The following is an 18,090-nucleotide window of genomic DNA, read 5'->3' on the forward strand; positions in this document are numbered from 1 at the left end:
TGGTGGACTAATCTCATCAATACTGTGTGAATAAATGTTGTTCAAAAGTGATCAATGTAGATTAAATGAAAGATTAAGTATTAAATGAAATGATGCTTTAAAATAATGGCTAGTTATTTTTAAAATAAAAACATAGTGTTAATTGGTATTATATATTGAGTTAAAATAAACAAGCAGGGTTTAAATTCACAAGTACTTACAACACTAAACAGCGAATAAAATAATCCATGCTATAAAAACAATGCTTTTATTTAACGTTATATGGAGAAGTGATTATGTCTGTAGGTGATAAATCAGCATATACAGCAAAGCAGAAAAGACAAGCTCAACATATTTATGAAAGTGAGAAAAAACAAGGTCGCTCAGATGAAGATGCAGCACGTATTGCTTGGGCGACTGTAAATAAGCAGGATGGTGGTGGGAAAAGAAAAACACAGCATTCTTAACTGATTAAATCCACCTCGGTGGATTTTTTATTTGCTAAATAAACTATTAATTTCCAAAAACTAAATGAGAGCATCCTAAAGATGATTTTTAAAGTTTACTTATAGGGTTATTTGAAATATTACACCGTTAGTCATTATCCATATTACTACTTATAAATTCTAGAATAGAAAATATATCAACAAGCAAAAAGAGTGAATATCAATATGCAATTCAATACTGGGGCAAACGCCTTGATCTTATCAATGAAGGCGAAAGACAACGCCAATTAAGGTTAGATGAAGATACGAAAGTCTTAAAAATAAGATTTAATCAAATATAAAACGCTCAATGAAATTCATCGAGCGTTTTATATGAAATAAGTGTCAATCTACTTCAGAACGAGACACCTATAAAATTGAATATAATGTCAGTTGTAATAGGCCAAATCTATACTTCTAGCCAAGTGTCTTTAACCTCTTGAGAATCTTTAGTTAAGATAACTTTTTCGCCTTTTATCTCACCAACCCAAGATGTTGGGATGAGATGGTGATGTCCATCGCCATGTTTAGTCAGCTTGATTTGGTCTGCTCCAACAAGGTGATCTACCTCACCAACTTTGGTTCCACAAGACGCAATAACATCGGCATGATTCTTAATACTTTCAACATTGATAGAAGTCATTTGATACTTTCCTATTGAAATGTGATTTGAATATTTACCTTATATGAAATAGGTAGGTGAGTCTTGGTCTGAAATGAAAAGGCTACAAGACAGCCAAAATAATTACTTAATGAATTAAATTTTATACATGGTAATTTTTTGAAATTAATTATAAATGAAGCCATTACAGTATTTAAGTTGCTGTAATGGCTTCAGGTTTTAACAGATAGACTTAGAAACGATAACCTACACCAAGGTAAGTGATTAGTGGGTCGATCTCAATTTTAGTTTTAGCCTGAATAAGCTTTGCATTGTTGTTGGTGTTGAGGACTGTAATGGTTGCAGTATTGTCTAACTTCGCATACGAAATAGAGGCAGTCGCAAACCAGTTTTGTTTAAAGTCATAGGTAAAACCAGCAGTAACAATCGGTGCAATGGCATCAGTAGCATCTACCTTAACTTTCATGTTGCCGCTTGATTGCTTTCCTTCTAGAGAAGCACCTGCTTTACCATCATGAATGTTTTGAATCATATGCCCAGCACGTATCAAATCATTTTCAATCCCTGAATTGATTTCGATCTCGTTGAAGTAGGCATACATTAAACCAGCACCTACAAATGGTCTGAACTTATTGACACCAGATTTACCAAAATAGTACTGCGCTTGTATGGCAGGCGTCCAAGCTCTAGCAGATGCAGCAGTGTTATAACTATCCAAATCTGTAATCAAAAGATTGTTTTTTAAATACAAATCGCCTACTAAGCCTTGAAGTGGCTGAGATGTTGCTGAAAAGGGTGCATAGACAGTACCTTTCCCTTTTAGATCAACTTTTGGTGGAATCCCTGCAATCAATTGAACGGCAACATTGTCAGTGACATTATAAGTAAACATCATACCTAGCGTGTCTACATCCTCAACTTCTAAACCAGCATCCGCTGACCAATTGGCAATCCCATTGATTTCAGCAATTCCTGTTAATTGGTCGATTAAGGTTGGGTCGTCTGCCATGATTACATCCAGCAGGTCATCAAATAAATATCGTCCTTCTTCATTACTTGGTGCATTGAGCAAGCTAATTAGGTTGGGATCCATCGCATCAATACGAGATTGATCGACATTATTTAAAATGGTTTGGCCTGTAATTACCCCCACAGCAGCTTTAGTACCATTACCCACAGAGGTATTAATCCTAAAAGGTTGTGCTTTCCCCATTGATGACATATGCAACCAACCCGAAGAAACCGAGAAGCGTTTAAAATCTTCAGCTTGGCTTATTCCCGCAATACACAAGAGTGAGGTAGTAACGATGGCTTTTTGAAAGATCTTTTTTATTTTCACTTTGATTCATCCTTTTAAATACAATCACTGTCTTCTTGACAATGAGATTATTAAAATTACATAAAACAACCAATAAGTAGAGTAAAAACTCTAATTTAAAAATGGTATTAAGACTTAAAAGTTAATTAATAATGATTGAAAAGTAATATAAAAAACATAAAATCATAGAGTTGTTTGAAAATAATGTATTTTTAATTATATTTTTCATATAAATAAAGTATTACAAAATAGTGACATAGTTTTACTTTTTGATAAATTTACTTTACTTTTTATTATATTGAAAAAATTATAAGATAAATTAGTAAATCTAAATTTAATTATTATTCATAGGATATTTTGGATGAATTATCGATATAAGTTGTATTATTTTCCTAGCTATAAAATACAACTTATAAAGAAATAAACGGTTATAAAACAGCTAATAAAGCATAAAATGATCAGTTAATGCCTATTAATTTGCATTTATTTAAAATCCAATACATGTGATTATGATTTGAATCGCCAAAATAATAAGACAGATTATTCCAACAGCATAAGAAATACTGCGCCATGGTTGAATTGCACTGAGATAGGTGACTGTATGTGTGATTCTTGCAATCGTAAAAATACAAAAGACCCAGACAATGAAATCACTGCTTAGGTTTAATACAATACAAAGCCCTCCAAGCACCCAAAACACGGGAATATTTTCTAGATCATTTGCCCAAGCTTGGCTGGCTCTGGTCACTTGTGGTAGTTCTTCGGGTCTGGCTTGAACACTGACAAAATTAGCATCTTCGGTATTTTTAAACGCTTTATTCTTTATACGATAAAATCCTTGATAACAGGAGATTGCAAGCATTTTAAAAAAAAGCAAAACCACACAAAATGCATAGATATGTAGTAAATTATTCATAGATCCCCATTTATTTTATATGCTTTAGACGTACTTAATTAAGTGTATCTATTTAAAGTGATTTTTTAACTTTGTCGAGCGAAATTTTTAGAAGCAGTTTTAATGCTTGATGACTCTGATTTATTTTTTGGTGAGAATGACTGAAATAGAGTCGAATGATTAGAAACTTAACCACAATTGAAAATTAATCGAGTGCTTTTAACGATGATCTAGCGAAGTTTGTGGCTATTGAGCGGTAATAATATGCAGTATTATTTTTTTCGTTTTTCTATATAAATTTCAAATACGCTCCATGTACAAATCAAAACAAAGACTATGGCACTTACGCCAAAGAGAGGCATCAACATATTGCAATCCTTTTGCAGGTAAAATTTTTGAGCTTATGGCTCAATTAAGACTAAAGTCTAAATGATTTTAACAGGATAAAGAATATTGATTTGAGTTTTATTATTGAGACTATGATTTATATGAATGTTTTTTATGAAGAATTTATATTTTTGTTATAAAGTGAGTTAGATGACATTGGTGGATTTAACGATTTTACATTTTAATCACCCATTTCGGTATAGCAAAACAAGTCTTTAAAATGACAAAAATAAATATACAAATGTAAAAAATAAGCACAATAGAGATTGTCTTTTTAAGCTTTTACTCGGACAATTCGCAAATTATGATTTTATGATGTTAGGTATTTATGAAAAAGATGTTGGGAGAACTTACTTTTAAGCTCTCAGGTTGGTCATACGAAGTTGATCAAAGTGTATTAGAAAAAAAACAAGTCATTATCGGTTTTGAACATACATCCATGATGGATGCTGTATTGTCATTGGCTATTTTTCAAATTCATGACATTAAAATCCATACTTTAATTAAAAAAGAATTATTTAAAGGGCCTTTGAAACCGATTTTAGAAAAGATTGGTGGTATTCCTGTAGATCGAAAGTCAAACAAAGACATCGTTTCTCAAATGGTTGATCTGTTTCAGAGTAATGAAGAGTTTAATTTAGTGATTGCACCAGAAGCAACTCGCGCAGAACGTGGACAAGCGCGTAAACCGATCCGTACTGGTTTTTGGCATATCGCAAAAGCAGCCGATGTTCCTATTGTTTTGATGTATGCAAACTCAAAAACAAAACAGGGTGGAATCTTTGGTAAAATTTACCCAACAGATCTAGATCAAGACTTAGCAGAAATTAAACGTCTATATAAACAACATACAGGGCTCGATATTGTGATTCCTGAAGCAAAAAATTCTTAATTTGCATTAAATCTAAAAAATAAGCACTTTCTCATAAAAAAGTGCTTATGGTAGAATTGCTGCAATTTGATATGGCATAAAGCCAATCTACAGGAGCATATTTCGCATGGCGGGTCATTCCAAGTGGGCCAATATTAAGCATCGCAAAGCAAAACAAGATGCAAGTCGTGGTAAAGTTTTTACCAAATATATTCGTGAATTAACCACAGCAGCAAGACTTGGCGGTCCTGATGTGGGAAGTAACCCTCGTCTACGTGCTGTTGTCGAAAAAGCACTTTCAGTGAATATGACACGTGACACGATCAACCGTGCTATCCAACGTGGTGCTGGTGGTGAAGACAACGATGATTTAAAAGAAGTCACTTATGAAGGTTATGGTGTGGGTGGTGTTGCGGTTATCGTAGAAACCATGACAGATAACCTTAATCGTACTGTGCCTGATGTACGTCATTGTTTTTCTAAAACCAATGGTAACTTAGGTACGGCGGGTTCAGTGGCATACTTGTTTACCAAACGTGGTGAGATTACTTTTGAAGATGTTTCTTTAGAAGACAAAATCATGGATGTGGCTTTGGAAGCTGGCGCTGAAGATATCGAAGTGAACGAAGATGAAATCTTAGTGATCACTACACCAGAAAGCTTTGGTGATGTACAAGATGCTTTGACTGCTGCTGGTTTAAAATCTGATAATGCAGAAGTGGTTATGAGCCCATCAACAAAAGCATTGATTGCTGATGTGGATCAAGCAAAACTCATTGTGAAAATGATTGATATGTTTGAAGATCTTGATGATGTTCAAAACGTATATACCAACGTTGAATTCACAGATGAAGTATTGGCTGAATTAGACAGTTAAGTCTGATTTGAGTTGATAAAACGCACCTTTGGGTGCGTTTTTTATTATTACGTGTTTAAATTTAATTTATTAAATAAAAACAATAGTTTATAAGTTGTTTTTCATTTGACTAAATTTAAATTACTTAAATAAAATCCTTCAACAAGATGAGATCAATATTGCTTCTGTTGATCAATCAATCAAAGATCTAATGGAAATTGGACGATTTGAATACTCTTTTAGCCTGAATGAAATTTCTGATGCACTGTCGATTTTAGTTAACACTGAAAATTTTAACAAAGAGCGTGTAATTCAAGTAATTAATCATATTCTTGAAGCATTTTCATGTAATTTAGAAGAGAAAGAATTTCTTGAGAGTGAAGACGAATACTTAATGAAATTAATTTTTTCTAAAAGTTAATATTTTCTAAAATTACTTTAATACAGCATATTTGAAACTGCAGATCTCTAAATGACACTTTGCCCTAAACTCCTTAAATTGGAATTAGGGCAGGGTAAAGAAATTACGCTAAGGATCGTTATACCGTTGCTAAATACAACGAGTGTAGTGGTTTGAGTGATGCAAAGACTAAGGTTCTTTGGATAGAGTTTTATCCTCAGGAATAATGCTGGAAAAACTATTAAAAATGCAAAAACTATAATGAAAATTTTGCCAAAACAATTATAAAGCTTGCGTATGGTGAATTTAAGATCGGATTTTGAGATAAAAACCCACTTAATCAACCGTCCAACTTTTTGGGGTCAGATCACACGGTGGGCAATGCTGGAGTTCTCTTTTTAGTTATGGACCACAGTCTTCAATAGCCAAAATTTTTATACATTAGAATGTTTAGGTAAATTAAAAAGAGTTTGAGAAGAATAAAAAAAAGTATACAATTACATCAAAATTACATTGCAATTATTAATAAAAGTAATTGTTTGAATTTTTAAACTAATAAGTATTCTTACAATGAAAAAAGGATTTTTATAATGAAAAAGGTATTTTTATCAAATGCTTTTTTGGGGTTAATCTGTTTTAGCAACCATTTAGTTTATGCAAGTTCTGAAACTTTTCAACCTATGTCAGAAAGTGAAATGTCAGCGACAACTGGTCAGGCTTTAATGAGTATGTCTTTTATTGCACCTAATGATTCAGATAACTTGGAAAGACAGCGTACTGGCGGTAGCCAGAATATCGGTTTTTATCGCTTAGGTTTGGAAGCAGAACTAGAGTTGAATGCTAATATTAAAAAATTACAGCTAGGTTGTGGGGGATTGAACGGGGCAGGTGGATGTGACATTGATATTGATAATTTAAGTTTAAGTGGTATTTCTGATACTAATTCTGGCAGAGCAAGTTCCAGTGCAAAATTAACCAACCCTTTCATTGAGTTTGCAATTAAAAATCCTGGTCAGTCATCAACAAGAGAAATGGTAGGATTGAGACTGAGTGCCGAGAAAATACTAGGTCTGATGACTTTGGGAACAGAAAATTCATCTGTTGCGAATGGACTAAATAGTTTCTCTGGATACATGAAAGTACAGTCAGGTATTGGTACTACTGTTGCAGAACAAAGTAAAATTAAAGGATATGCCGATACTGCTGCACAGTTTATGAATCTAGCTACATATCCAATTAAAGGCAATTTAGTTGCAATTGGATTAGCAAATGCAAGTTTTATCACAACTGGAGGGGGATTTAGTATTCCAGAAATGAATAACCTTCCTTTTGAAACCTCCCAAATTGTTGTTGTAGGAAATCGTAAGACATCAGTTGGTTTATCTGCATCTGTTGATATTCCAACTATCAATTTAGGGACAGGAAATGATTATCCAGCAATAGGTAGAACAACCTTTGATGCAAATGGAACCACAACAGCAGTATACACAGCTGGTAATCCCGTAGACGCTAAGATAACAGGATGTCAAAACACGGTTTTTTTAATTCCTGCTTGTTTAGCAGCACCAACAGGGCGTCAATTTACTAATATCAAAATGAGTGGTTCAGTAAGTGGTGCGAAAGCGACTGTAAATTTTCAAGAAGCTCTTGGCTTTATTCATAGCTTACAGGTGAATTCGGCTGCATCTTTAAGCTTACAAAATCAGAGTTTATTGTGGCCAGGTTCTGAATCCTTAAATATTGCACAGCCAGGTTGGTGGTTAGCACTTGCAGATCCTATCAGTATAGGTCGAGTAGAACCAACCCAAAAATTAAGTATTGAGCCATTGCTTGGTCAATTTGCTACGAAAGCTGGAGATTATTTACAGCAATATCCTGCTAGAACGAATGATCTTGGTGGAATTATTAGTGGAAATGGACTTGATGCAAATATTGGAAATGTAAATTTATCAAATGTTGCTCCCCTACAAATGAATCTATCTAACCTTCAGCTTAATGGGCAAAATTTTGCCCCAAATTGTTATGGTAGTCTTAAATTTTGTTAATCTTAATTTACTGGAATTCGTATAGAATTTAAAAGAGAACATTACGGATACTGACAATCTGAGCATCAGTAATAAATCATATCTGGTTAAGAGTGATTCAGGCAGTGCAATAATGATAAATTTTTAATAAAACATGATTATTTTTTAAATTTAATAAAATGAAAATATTGAGTGCAATAAAAATGCAACATATTGATTTAATTGAATGTTAATCGCACCTTTGGGTGCGTTTTTTATTGAGAGAATTTATTGCTGATTTAAAACAGCAGAAATAAATTTATTTTTTTCAATCCGATAATCGATCATATCTAAATTTTCACAACGCTTTTTTAGATCATTGTACGTTTGTACCAGTTCAGGCGATTGCCGGAGTTTATCTCTAAACTGAATAAATGACTCAAATTCAGAACCTTTGACAACCAATTGAAAGGCGACATCATCACCATTGAGCGATTCCAACATACACAGTTGATCCGTTCTCAGTGTTGCTAATTTTTCTTGAAAGTTTAAGTGGCAAAGCTTTTGAATTGAATCATTAAATTCATATTGATCCACTGCAATATAAATGTCTAAATCTCCTTTAGAGATTGCATTTGGAATTGAAGAGGCGCCAATGTGCTTAATCTCTGCATTGGTTAAAAGTACTTTGATTTGAGTTTGATAATACGCAAACCGTGCATTGCATTGTGGATGATATTCTTCGGCTAAATAAAATCTCATAAAAAGACCCATTCAAATACAATCTGATATCTTTGATTTTTAAATTCTACTTATTTAAAACATCATAAAACCAATGTTTAAGACCAATGAGAATAGCTTTGCTTCGTAGACTTTTAAGTGCATTCTATTCATCGTGCAGAAACTAAACTGGCTCAATACATAATTTAAATTCGATTGAGTAGGCCAGTACAATTAAACACGCGTTTATATTCTTTAATCACAAAGCTTGAATGTAGTGCAACCACGTGCTCAATTTTACCAATCCGTTTGAGTAAAATTTCACTGTAATTCTCCATATCTTTTGCGATAACTTCGACAAGGAAATCAGCGGTTTGCCCAGTCACTAAAAAGGCGTTAATCACTTCAGGGATGTTTTCGAGTTCTTCTAAAAATTTAGCAAAGGTATCGGTGTCATGTTTGCTTAGGGAAATTTGTAAAATGACATGTAATTTAAAGCCTAATTTTTCAAAATTAATATCACGCTTTAGATTGGTCATGATATCAGTTTCGATCAAGTGTTTGATACGACGATGGACAGAACTTACCGACAGGTTAATACGTTCTGACAATTCATTTAGATTGATGTCTTCATGGGTTAAAATTTCTAAAATTTGTTTATCGTAACGATCCAGTTCCATATTTTTATCCAGCTTGAAAAAATTTTCTGTATTAATGTAGATTGATTTTTATAGTTTTTCAATATTTGAATCATTTTTGAGAATAAATATCATAAAACGCTAGGTTATGGAAAATAAAGCAGTTTAAATCTGATTGTATACTGTGTTGAACCATATCATGATGATTTTGCAAAGGACCTGTTGAAAACATTGAGCGAATTGCTAAAACTTAAGCCAAAGGATTAAAGATTATTTTTAGTTATTGCTCCTCTATAAAATTTTTACTTTATACTGATTAAAATTGAAAAGTTTATCCACCCATGCTTGAACACGATCTAGAACTTACCGAATCTGAAATGCATCTCTATTCCCGTCAAATTCTGCTGGATGGTTGGGATATTGAGGCACAGGAAAAATTAAAACTTGCCAATGTACTGATTGTTGGTTGCGGTGGAATAGGGTGTACCACTGCCGAATTGTTGGCGCGTGCAGGTGTTGGAAAAATTAGTCTGATTGATGCTGATACGGTTGAAATCAGTAATTTACAAAGACAAATTGCCTATGTTGCGCAAGATGTCGGGTTTTATAAATCGGAGATCTTGGCCAAGAGATTACAAACAATTAATCCTTTTATCCAAGTGGAAAGCTATAGCAGTAAATTGGATGAAAATAATGCGCAAGCATTGATTGCTCAGCAAGATTTAGTCTTGGATGGTTGCGATAACTTTACCACCCGTTATCTGGTGAATCATATCTGTACCCAAATGCATATCCCGTTGATTAGTGCGTCCGCGATTGGTTTCCAAGGTCAGCTTTTTATGGTTGACGGTGACTCAGCTTGTTATGAATGTTTATTTCCCAAAGCGCAACAACATAATGAAAGTCTACGTTGTGCTGACTCTGGTGTATTGGCCACCACACCCAATGTCATGGCAAGTTTACAGGCACATCATGCACTTCTATATTTAGGTTTAGCGAAAACCCCACTGAAACAAAAACTGATGCTTTGGGATGGATTAACAATGAAACAACGAATTTTAGCCTTTGAAAAAGATAGAGATTGTACAAACTGTCAGGCAAGCCATACTGCAAATGCTGATTAATTTGCTACACTTATACAAATTCAATTTAATGTTGACATTATGAAAAATAATATCTTTTTAGATGGTCTGCGTTCAGTTGCCCGAGTTGGGGAAACTGCTGTCATCGCTGCCAAAGCTGGCATTAAATACGCCACTGAAAAACCAAGTAATGCCAAACTGATGCGTGAAACCTTTGAATCATTAGGCTCAACTTATATTAAATTGGGTCAATTTATTGCCAGTACACCATCTTTATTTCCTCGTGAATATGTTGAAGAGTTTCAAGGCTGTTTAGATCAAACGCCTTATTTACCTTTTAGCTATGTTCAGGAGGTGTTGGAACAAGAATTTGCTGGACGTAATTTAAGTGAAATCTTTGCATCTATTGATGAAAAGCCTCTTGCTTCAGCGTCTATTGCTCAGGTTCATGCGGCCAAATTGGTGACTGGTGAAGATGTTGTAATTAAAGTGCAAAAACCCGGTGTAGAAACTATTCTTTATACCGATTTAAATGTATTGCACTGGGCAACAAAGGTGTTAGAAAAAGCGATTCCAAAAGTAAAATTCGCTTCATTGGCAGATATTGTTGATGAAATTAAAACACGTATGGTACGTGAAGTTGATTTTATTGAAGAAGCACAAAATTTAGATGATTTTGTGAATTATCTCAATGTGTCGCAAAACACCGCAGCAACCGCACCAAAGGTCTATCATCAATTTTCAACACGTCGCGTACTTACCATGCAACGCTTGTATGGTGTGCCACTGACTGATTTTGATGTGGTGAGAAAGGTCGCAAAAGATCCATCTCAAGTGCTGATTACCGCCATGAATACTTGGTTTGGTAGTTTGATGTTATGCCAGTCTTTCCATGCTGATTTGCATGCAGGTAATCTGATGTTGCTTGAAGATGGCCGTATTGGTTTTATTGATTTTGGTATCGTTGGACAGTTAAAACCTGAAGTTTGGCAAGCATGTATGGCATTTATGGATGCTTTGCAAAAGACAGATTACAAGTTGATGGCTGAAAATATGTTGGGTATGGGCATGACCAGCACTCAAGTCGACACTCAGGTTTTGGCAGAAGATTTAGAACGTTTATTTAGTGGGGTACTGCTTGCGGATCCACAAAAAATTATGACGTCTAACCCATCTGATTTAAATGACATCATGATGGATATGGTGGGTGTGGGCGAGCGTCATGGTATTCGTTTCCCGCGTGACTTTGCCTTATTATTTAAGCAAATGCTCTATTTTGATCGTTTTATGCGTGTTCTTGCGCCATATACCGATATTTATGCTGACCAACGTTTACAGATGGTGCAAAATATTGATCCTGTGTCGCTGTTAAAACATTGATATAGATGTTTTTCCTTTGTGAAAAGCTGGCTGAGTTTGATTGTAAAATCTTACTTGGCCCTTTTTAAAAGGGTATTTTTTATTTAAATTGAGAATTTATAAACGTCATGGATGCAATTATCATTGAAGGGTTGAAAGTTGAGACGGTGATTGGCTGCTTCAATTGGGAAAGGCAAATTATCCAACCTTTAATGTTGGATCTCCACATTCAAACCAGTTTAGAACAAGCGTCTAACTCAGATGAATTGGTCGATACGTTGAACTATGCAGAAATTTGTGAAATTTCTGCCAAAGTGATTCAGGATGCTGCGCCAAAATTGATCGAACATGCGGCCAAATTGGTGTTGAATACGCTTTTCTCTACCTTTCCGCCTATTGAATCGATTATGATTACGATCCGTAAGCCTGCCATTATCCCGCAAGCAAATTCTGTAGGAATTCGTCTTGAACGACACCGAAATGATATTCGCCCTAGCTCTAGCGAGTAATCGCGATCCACAACAAAATTTTCAAAAAGCATTTGCTCAGATTGCCCATTTGGGAATGGTGTCATTTTCTCCAATCTATTTAATTCCATGCCGTGATGGAATTGGTGCAGATTATTGGAATGCTGCATGTTTGGTTCAAAGTCAGCTGTCTGTAGATGAAATGCTGTCTTTATTAAAAAAGATGGAAGCAGACTCAGGTCGTGTACGCCCATCACATCAAATTTCCTTGGATATTGATCTCATTGCATGGGGATCTCATTTAACTGCAATGCAATTTAATCCAAAGAAACTACCATTGGCGTTGGATGTTAAAGTGCCGATGTCTGATCTTTGGGAAGATGCATTATTCAAACATTCCGCAGATCAATTTCCAGTTATCATTTTATAGTCTTTAAAATAAATAGGTTAAAAAACAATGTATTTTAAGCCCTTGGCATTATTCAGTTGTGTGCTTTTATTTAGTGCATGTCGCCATTTACCTGAACAATCTGTTACACCAGTACAAGCTGTAAGTGAAGTGCAAAGCTTACAACAGCGGGATAACAATCTTAAGCAAAAAGTGAATGCTTATACACAAGATCAAGCTTTATTTGATGTGGCATTTGATGATCTCAATCAAGATGGGCAAGATGAAGCCATCGTGCTTTTAAAAGGGCAAGATTGGTGTGGGTCTGGTGGTTGTACAATGCTGATCTTTCAAGGAAAATCTAATCACCAGTTTGACTTTTTAAGTAAAACAACCTTGGTGGATACGCCAGTTTACTCTACAACATATATGCATAATGGTTGGAAGCAAGTGCTGGTTTATAGCCGAAAGCATGGGCAAGTGATGTTGAAATTTGATGGAACTCAATATCCGCTCAATCCATCTTTATTGCCTGTCGCAACTGCAAAATTGGCACCGAATACAGCTAAATTACTTTTGGGCGTTGCTGAGTAATTTTTTATTTTTAACCTACATCTCTACATCAAAATGTGGGTTAAGCAGACCTTATTAAAATACTAAAAAAACAAGCCCAGCAAGTGGGCTTGTAAATCAGTTAAATCAGACTGTTAGATAAATTAGATAAAATAACTGGTCTTGGTCATCAGTTTAGAAATAGCAGTCATGGTGATCTTCACTGGAATAGGCAGCTCTACACCACCAGCAGTTAATGCTGTATCACGATGATGCAGTTCATCTTCATTCATCTGCACCAATATTTTACGTGAGCGTTCGTCTTGAGCTGGAAGCTGACTGATATGGTGTTGTAAATGTAAGCTGACTTGGCGTTCAGTTTCAGCCACAAAACCTAAACTGTATTTATCGCCTGCAATGCCAGCAAGCGCACCCATACCAAAAGAAAGACCATACCATACAGGATTCAGCAAACTGGTATGACTGTCGAGTTCCTTTAAACGATCTTCACACCAAGCCAAATGATCTTGTTCTTCAATTGCTGCAAATTCCATTTCACGACGTACATTTGGAAGTTTGGCCGTTAAGGCTTGCCCATGATAAAGCGCTTGAGCACAGACTTCACCACTATGGTTGACGCGCATTAAGCCTGCAACATGGCGTGCTTCACTGACAGCCAGTTTGGTTTCGACTGCATTGGATGGATTGCTTCTTTGTGCCGAAGTTGCACCAGGTACTAAACTTCTTAAAGCTTGGTCAAATGAATTGATCAATTTATCGATGCCAGTATATTGACGCATATTAGTCCTCCAAAGAAACCTGAGTTGTCGCTATTAATGGTTTTAAACGAATTAATAACCAAGTACTAAAAATAGCACTCAGCACAGCTGTGATACAGAATAAGATTTTAATATCTATTTTCAAAATACTTAAGATGAGAATAGAAAAAATTGCCGATGAAACCATGAATATTGCATTAAAAATATTGTTTGCCGCAACCACACGCGCACGGTGTGATTTTGGGGCATAGGCTTGCATCATGGCATAAAGTGGAACGATGTAAAAACCCCCACTTATACCCAATAAGGTCACCGCAAGCATGACATGATAATAAATTGCCCCTGAGTTAAACATATCAGGAATTGCAATCAGATCACCTGTTCGCTCTGGAACAAAGGCCAAACTGCCTGCTAAATAGAGCGCAAATACCGTTAAACCAATCGCACCAAGCGGTACCATTTTGATATTCACCTCAGCACCGCCAATTTTACGGCACAGTAACGAACCTACGCCAATGCCGACAGAAAAAAAGGTAAGCAATAAACTAACAACATTTTCATTGGCATGCAGGTTTTGCTGGGTTAATTGTGGAATTTGTGTGAGGTATGTTGCACCATAAAACCAATACCAAGAATTGCCTAAAAGTACGATAAAAATTAACGGTAAACTTTTAGCATAACGAATGGTTTGGAAACTGGTCCGGAAGAAATTCCAATCGATTTCTAAATCTTCATTTGAAGTAGACTGTTTAAGGACAAAACGACTGGATAAATAACCCACCACTGCAATAGAGACGATGGTTAAGCAAATCCAGATCATATTGCCTTGTGATAGCGAAATGACTGCACCGCCTAAAATCATCCCAATTAGAATTGCAATCGATGTACCTGACTGAAATAGGGCATTACCAGACATCAATTCATTGGGTTTTAAGATTTCAGGCAAAATCGCATATTTGATTGGCCCAAAAAAAGTACTGTGCGTACCCATTAAAAATAAGGCGAAGAGTAAAATCCAAAGATTGCCCAATAAAAAACCCGCTGAGGCGATCAGCATGATGATGATTTCTAAAATTTTAATATTTCGGACTAAAAATGAGCGTTCGTATTTATCTGCAATTTGACCCGCGGTCGCAGAGAAGATGAAATAGGGTAGAATAAACAATAACGCAGCGAGATTGTTGAGTGTGCTGATATTGGCAGACTGATGATGAATCCAACCATAGGTAATGACGAGTAATAATGATTGTTTATAAACATTATCATTCAGGGCGCCAAAAAACTGGGTAAGGAACATCGGTAAAAAACGTCGGGTCCCTAAAATATGCTCATTTTTTTCCATTGTAGACGACTTCATTTAGTTATATATAAGAAATGTGTTGAAATGGTAACTATCTCTCAAAATCATGTATCATGTTTTTAACTTAAATCATGTGTAAAACCAATTGGTTTGGGTATTTGAAAGATTTTTAATAATTGATCTTTCTACAAATAAATTTAGGTCATTCGAGCTTGGTATGCCAGCAAAAATTAATTTTAAAAAATCTGTGCTTTCACATAGTGTACATTTACACTTTGACCGTTATCATATCAATAAACTGATATGTTCAAGTGTTTTTTTAAGTGTTTTTGCGATCCCTGTCAGTTATGCCGATCAAATACAAAGCAATCAGAACTTGTCATCAAGCTCTGAAACCATCGGTACAAGTTCTGAAAAAATCAGCAATACTCAAGAACAATTAGAATCAGCAGCCATTCAACAAGGTGTATCCAACGAAAAGATCGACCAGTTAGATCAGAAAATTCAACAAGCTCAACAAACTGATCAAGTCGATAGCGTTAAAATGCTTGAACAACAAGAAAAAAATATGGGGGTGCAAGATGATTTTAAGCCGATCCAATTTGAAGATCTTGAAGAGTTACCTGCTGTTGCTGTGGATCAGTCTTTAGCAAATGAAATTTATAAAGTTGCAGAAGATGCAAAAACGGATGCACAGAATTTTCGTAATGGGGTGACCAAAGCACCTCAAGTTGAAGTGACTAATGCGACCCAGCAAGAATTGAATGAAATTACGCAAGCGCCAGTCAATGTTGATCAGCTTATACAAACGATTCGTGCGGACAATAAAATTTCTGTAGAGGAAAATCAATCGGGTAAAACCTTGGTTGATAATACACAGAGTAATAGTGATGAAGAAAAGGCTAAACCTGGTTTCTTTAAAAGTTTAGTCAATAAAATCCGTGGGCCGCAAGACAACGGCGTACCAATTCCAAAAATCAGTGTTTCCGTGACGGGGGCACCTACGGTTCTTGCAACTAACTTAAAAGCAAAATTAGGAACCTTTACCCAAGAAGCATATTCTGACTTTAATGGCTCGGTGCCACAGTTAAGAACACTGGCGGTACAAGCTGCCCAAGCAGTAGGTTATTACAATGCAGAATTCAAGTTTACTAAAATCGATGATACCCATTTAGGGGTTAAAGTCACCCCACATGACCCAGTCAAAGTGACTGAACAAAATATTGAGTTTACAGGGGCTGGCGCTAAACTGGCACAGTTCCAAGTTATTGGCGTACTTCCTGATTTAGAAGAAGGTGATATTCTCAATCATGGTGCTTATGAATCTACCAAAAGCCGAATAGTAGATGCAGCATCGAATAACGGGTTTTTTGATGGTTATTGGCGTTTACATGATGTCAAAGTTGAACAACCGCAAAACAAAGCCAAAATTGATTTAAAGTACGAAACGGGCGATCGTTATAAATTGCAAGATGTTGAATTTAGAATGAGTGATCCTTCTAAGCCACTTCCGATCGATTTAAAAATCTTAAAAACCTTAGCGCCGTGGGAAGATGGTGCGGATTATACCGCATGGCGTGTCAATGGTTTGGCCAATAACTTAACCAACTCACGTTATTTTAACTATACCTTGGTTGATGCGATTAAACCGGATGCAATTGTAAAACCACTTGAGCTTCCCGCAGATCTGCAAGCTTTAGTAGATCAGCAAAAAATCACTGAAACGACATTGTCTGCGCAAACCAATGCCGATAAAGCGCATTTGTCAGATAAAGAAGTGACCCAAAATGTGGTCAATGAAAATCAGTTTGCGGGAACGCAAGGTGAAGAAGTCAATCCGAACTTAAAGCAGCTTCAAGCACAACAGAAAGAAAAAGAATCCGATGATGATCTATTAAAAGATCAGGCACGTGAGAATAAAAAGATTCCTGTGATTGTGACTTTAAATGCGGATCGCTTAAACAGTTTAGAAACAGGTATTGGTTATGGGACTGATACAGGGGTACGTTTACGTAGCCAATATAGACGTGCGATCGTCAACCATTTAGGGCATTCTTTTGATGCCAATATGGAGTTGTCACAAATTCGTCAAGCCATTGATGCTCGCTATAACATTCCTTATAAACATCCATTAAATGATTACTTCAGCTTGGTTGCGGGTTATGAGAGAGAAACCCGTGATGGTATTGGTAATGACATGGATTTGGTCATTGAATCTGCGGTAGCTGGGGTAGACCGTATTATTAAAGGTTCCAGAAAAGAGTGGCAGCATATTCTTGGCGTGCGTTACCGTTTAGACCGTGTTACTCAAAATGGTCCTGTAGATATTGCCAATATTCCTGATGCTTTTTTAATTCCTGGTTCAAATCAAGAACAGCAGTCATTGTTGTTGGGTTATGAAGCAACCAAAACAACCAGTGATAATCGGATCAATCCAACACGCGGATATAAGCAAAGTTATAAAATTCAGCTTGGCAGTAAATCTTTACTTTCAGATACAGATATGGCGATTACCAGTGCAGATTGGAAAGGTTTATATTCTTTTGGTCAAAATGATAATCATCAGATAGTTGGTGGTTTGAATGTCGGCTATATTTTTGCCAAAGATTTTGAACAAGTTCCTTATAATTTAAGATATTTCGCTGGTGGGGATCAGAGTTTACGAGGCTTCGATTATAAGAGCCTATCCCCAACGGAATATGGTTATAAAGTCGGTGGTCAAGGTTTGGCTGTCGGTTCATTGGAATACAATTACCAATTTAAAGAGGGTTGGCGTGGCGCAATATTCAGTGACTTTGGTAATGCTTACGATAAATCATTTAGTAACGATACCCAATATAGCTTAGGCTTAGGAATCCGTTGGAAGTCACCAATTGGTCCGATTCGAATTGATGTTGCATCAGGTGTTTCAGATCCTGCTCGCCCAATTCGACTGCACTTCTTTATTGGTTCACAACTTTAATTAACTAAAAATATAAGAGAATTACTG

18 protein-coding genes are annotated in these 18,090 nt (G+C 35.8%); 11 read left to right on the forward strand and 7 right to left on the reverse strand.

Going from position 1 to position 18,090, the window contains the following annotated elements; all coding sequences use genetic code 11:
• Positions 1 to 275: 275 nt before the first annotated feature.
• Entirely contained in the window at positions 276 to 446 is a 171-nt protein-coding gene (locus tag ACZ5QH_RS09480) for a hypothetical protein (protein WP_303576226.1), read from the forward strand.
• Between the two features lie 427 nt (positions 447 to 873).
• Here the strand turns inward: ACZ5QH_RS09480 and ACZ5QH_RS09485 are convergent, their stop codons facing one another.
• The 3 genes from ACZ5QH_RS09485 to ACZ5QH_RS09495 all read right to left on the reverse strand — a co-directional run bounded on the left by ACZ5QH_RS09485 (position 874) and on the right by ACZ5QH_RS09495 (position 3,320).
• The gene (locus ACZ5QH_RS09485) at positions 874 to 1,107 is read right to left on the reverse strand and encodes a DUF2171 domain-containing protein (RefSeq protein WP_004721027.1); all 234 of its coding nucleotides are present in this window, start codon (positions 1,105 to 1,107) and stop codon (positions 874 to 876) included.
• A gap of 211 nt (positions 1,108 to 1,318) precedes the next feature.
• A complete protein-coding gene (locus ACZ5QH_RS09490) occupies positions 1,319 to 2,425 on the reverse strand; it encodes an OmpW/AlkL family protein (RefSeq protein WP_004821080.1) in 1,107 nt (368 codons plus the stop codon).
• Positions 2,426 to 2,891: 466 nt separating this feature from the next.
• A complete protein-coding gene (locus ACZ5QH_RS09495; RefSeq protein ID WP_303576225.1) occupies positions 2,892 to 3,320 on the reverse strand; it encodes an MAPEG family protein in 429 nt (142 codons plus the stop codon).
• Between the two features lie 694 nt (positions 3,321 to 4,014).
• Here ACZ5QH_RS09495 and ACZ5QH_RS09500 point away from each other — a divergent pair.
• From ACZ5QH_RS09500 to ACZ5QH_RS09515, 4 genes are all read left to right on the forward strand, one after another.
• Entirely contained in the window at positions 4,015 to 4,578 is a 564-nt protein-coding gene (locus tag ACZ5QH_RS09500; protein WP_303576224.1) for a 1-acyl-sn-glycerol-3-phosphate acyltransferase, read from the forward strand.
• 106 nt (positions 4,579 to 4,684) lie between these two features.
• Positions 4,685 to 5,434, forward strand: coding sequence for a YebC/PmpR family DNA-binding transcriptional regulator (locus tag ACZ5QH_RS09505; RefSeq protein ID WP_004821088.1), 750 nt, complete (start codon positions 4,685 to 4,687; stop codon positions 5,432 to 5,434).
• Positions 5,435 to 5,624: 190 nt separating this feature from the next.
• Positions 5,625 to 5,834 (forward strand): hypothetical protein, encoded by a 210-nt coding sequence (locus tag ACZ5QH_RS09510; RefSeq protein WP_303576223.1) that lies wholly within the window; start codon positions 5,625 to 5,627, stop codon positions 5,832 to 5,834.
• A 569-nt stretch (positions 5,835 to 6,403) separates the two neighbouring features.
• Positions 6,404 to 7,858: a hypothetical protein gene (locus tag ACZ5QH_RS09515; RefSeq protein ID WP_034612843.1), complete on the forward strand. Its 1,455-nt coding sequence runs from the start codon at positions 6,404 to 6,406 to the stop codon at positions 7,856 to 7,858.
• A 246-nt stretch (positions 7,859 to 8,104) separates the two neighbouring features.
• On the opposite strand, the gene ACZ5QH_RS09520 is transcribed toward ACZ5QH_RS09515, so the two are convergent.
• Together ACZ5QH_RS09520 and ACZ5QH_RS09525 are read right to left on the reverse strand one after the other, a co-directional pair.
• Positions 8,105 to 8,578: a GrpB family protein gene (locus tag ACZ5QH_RS09520; RefSeq protein WP_303576222.1), complete on the reverse strand. Its 474-nt coding sequence runs from the start codon at positions 8,576 to 8,578 to the stop codon at positions 8,105 to 8,107.
• Positions 8,579 to 8,742: 164 nt separating this feature from the next.
• Positions 8,743 to 9,216 (reverse strand): Lrp/AsnC family transcriptional regulator, encoded by a 474-nt coding sequence (locus ACZ5QH_RS09525; RefSeq protein WP_004721004.1) that lies wholly within the window; start codon positions 9,214 to 9,216, stop codon positions 8,743 to 8,745.
• Between the two features lie 299 nt (positions 9,217 to 9,515).
• On the opposite strand from ACZ5QH_RS09525, the gene ACZ5QH_RS09530 reads away from it, so the two are divergent.
• The 5 genes from ACZ5QH_RS09530 to ACZ5QH_RS09550 all read left to right on the forward strand — a co-directional run bounded on the left by ACZ5QH_RS09530 (position 9,516) and on the right by ACZ5QH_RS09550 (position 13,064).
• Complete coding sequence (locus ACZ5QH_RS09530) at positions 9,516 to 10,298, forward strand: HesA/MoeB/ThiF family protein (RefSeq protein ID WP_303576221.1); 783 nt, start codon at positions 9,516 to 9,518, stop codon at positions 10,296 to 10,298.
• Between the two features lie 39 nt (positions 10,299 to 10,337).
• Positions 10,338 to 11,636 carry an ABC1 kinase family protein gene (locus tag ACZ5QH_RS09535; RefSeq protein WP_004821095.1) on the forward strand — a complete coding sequence of 433 codons (1,299 nt, stop codon included), beginning with the start codon at positions 10,338 to 10,340 and terminating at the stop codon, positions 11,634 to 11,636.
• A gap of 107 nt (positions 11,637 to 11,743) precedes the next feature.
• The gene (gene folB / locus ACZ5QH_RS09540; protein ID WP_004720998.1) at positions 11,744 to 12,124 is read left to right on the forward strand and encodes a dihydroneopterin aldolase; all 381 of its coding nucleotides are present in this window, start codon (positions 11,744 to 11,746) and stop codon (positions 12,122 to 12,124) included.
• Positions 12,081 to 12,512, forward strand: coding sequence for a 2-amino-4-hydroxy-6-hydroxymethyldihydropteridine diphosphokinase (locus tag ACZ5QH_RS09545; protein ID WP_016539512.1), 432 nt, complete (start codon positions 12,081 to 12,083; stop codon positions 12,510 to 12,512). The genes folB and ACZ5QH_RS09545 overlap by 44 nt, the downstream gene beginning before the upstream one ends.
• A 27-nt stretch (positions 12,513 to 12,539) precedes the next feature.
• Positions 12,540 to 13,064 (forward strand): hypothetical protein, encoded by a 525-nt coding sequence (locus ACZ5QH_RS09550; protein ID WP_004720995.1) that lies wholly within the window; start codon positions 12,540 to 12,542, stop codon positions 13,062 to 13,064.
• Between the two features lie 122 nt (positions 13,065 to 13,186).
• Here the strand turns inward: ACZ5QH_RS09550 and coq7 are convergent, their stop codons facing one another.
• Positions 13,187 to 13,822: a 2-polyprenyl-3-methyl-6-methoxy-1,4-benzoquinone monooxygenase gene (coq7, locus tag ACZ5QH_RS09555; RefSeq protein ID WP_004720993.1), complete on the reverse strand. Its 636-nt coding sequence runs from the start codon at positions 13,820 to 13,822 to the stop codon at positions 13,187 to 13,189.
• Between the two features lies 1 nt (position 13,823).
• A complete protein-coding gene (locus tag ACZ5QH_RS09560) occupies positions 13,824 to 15,143 on the reverse strand; it encodes an MFS transporter (RefSeq protein ID WP_303576220.1) in 1,320 nt (439 codons plus the stop codon).
• Positions 15,144 to 15,318: 175 nt separating this feature from the next.
• On the opposite strand from ACZ5QH_RS09560, the gene ACZ5QH_RS09565 reads away from it, so the two are divergent.
• Complete coding sequence (locus ACZ5QH_RS09565) at positions 15,319 to 18,063, forward strand: autotransporter assembly complex protein TamA (RefSeq protein ID WP_303576219.1); 2,745 nt, start codon at positions 15,319 to 15,321, stop codon at positions 18,061 to 18,063.
• The last annotated feature ends 27 nt before the right edge of the window (positions 18,064 to 18,090 follow it).

The sequence above is a fragment of the Acinetobacter sp. Ac8 genome (assembly GCF_055392545.1).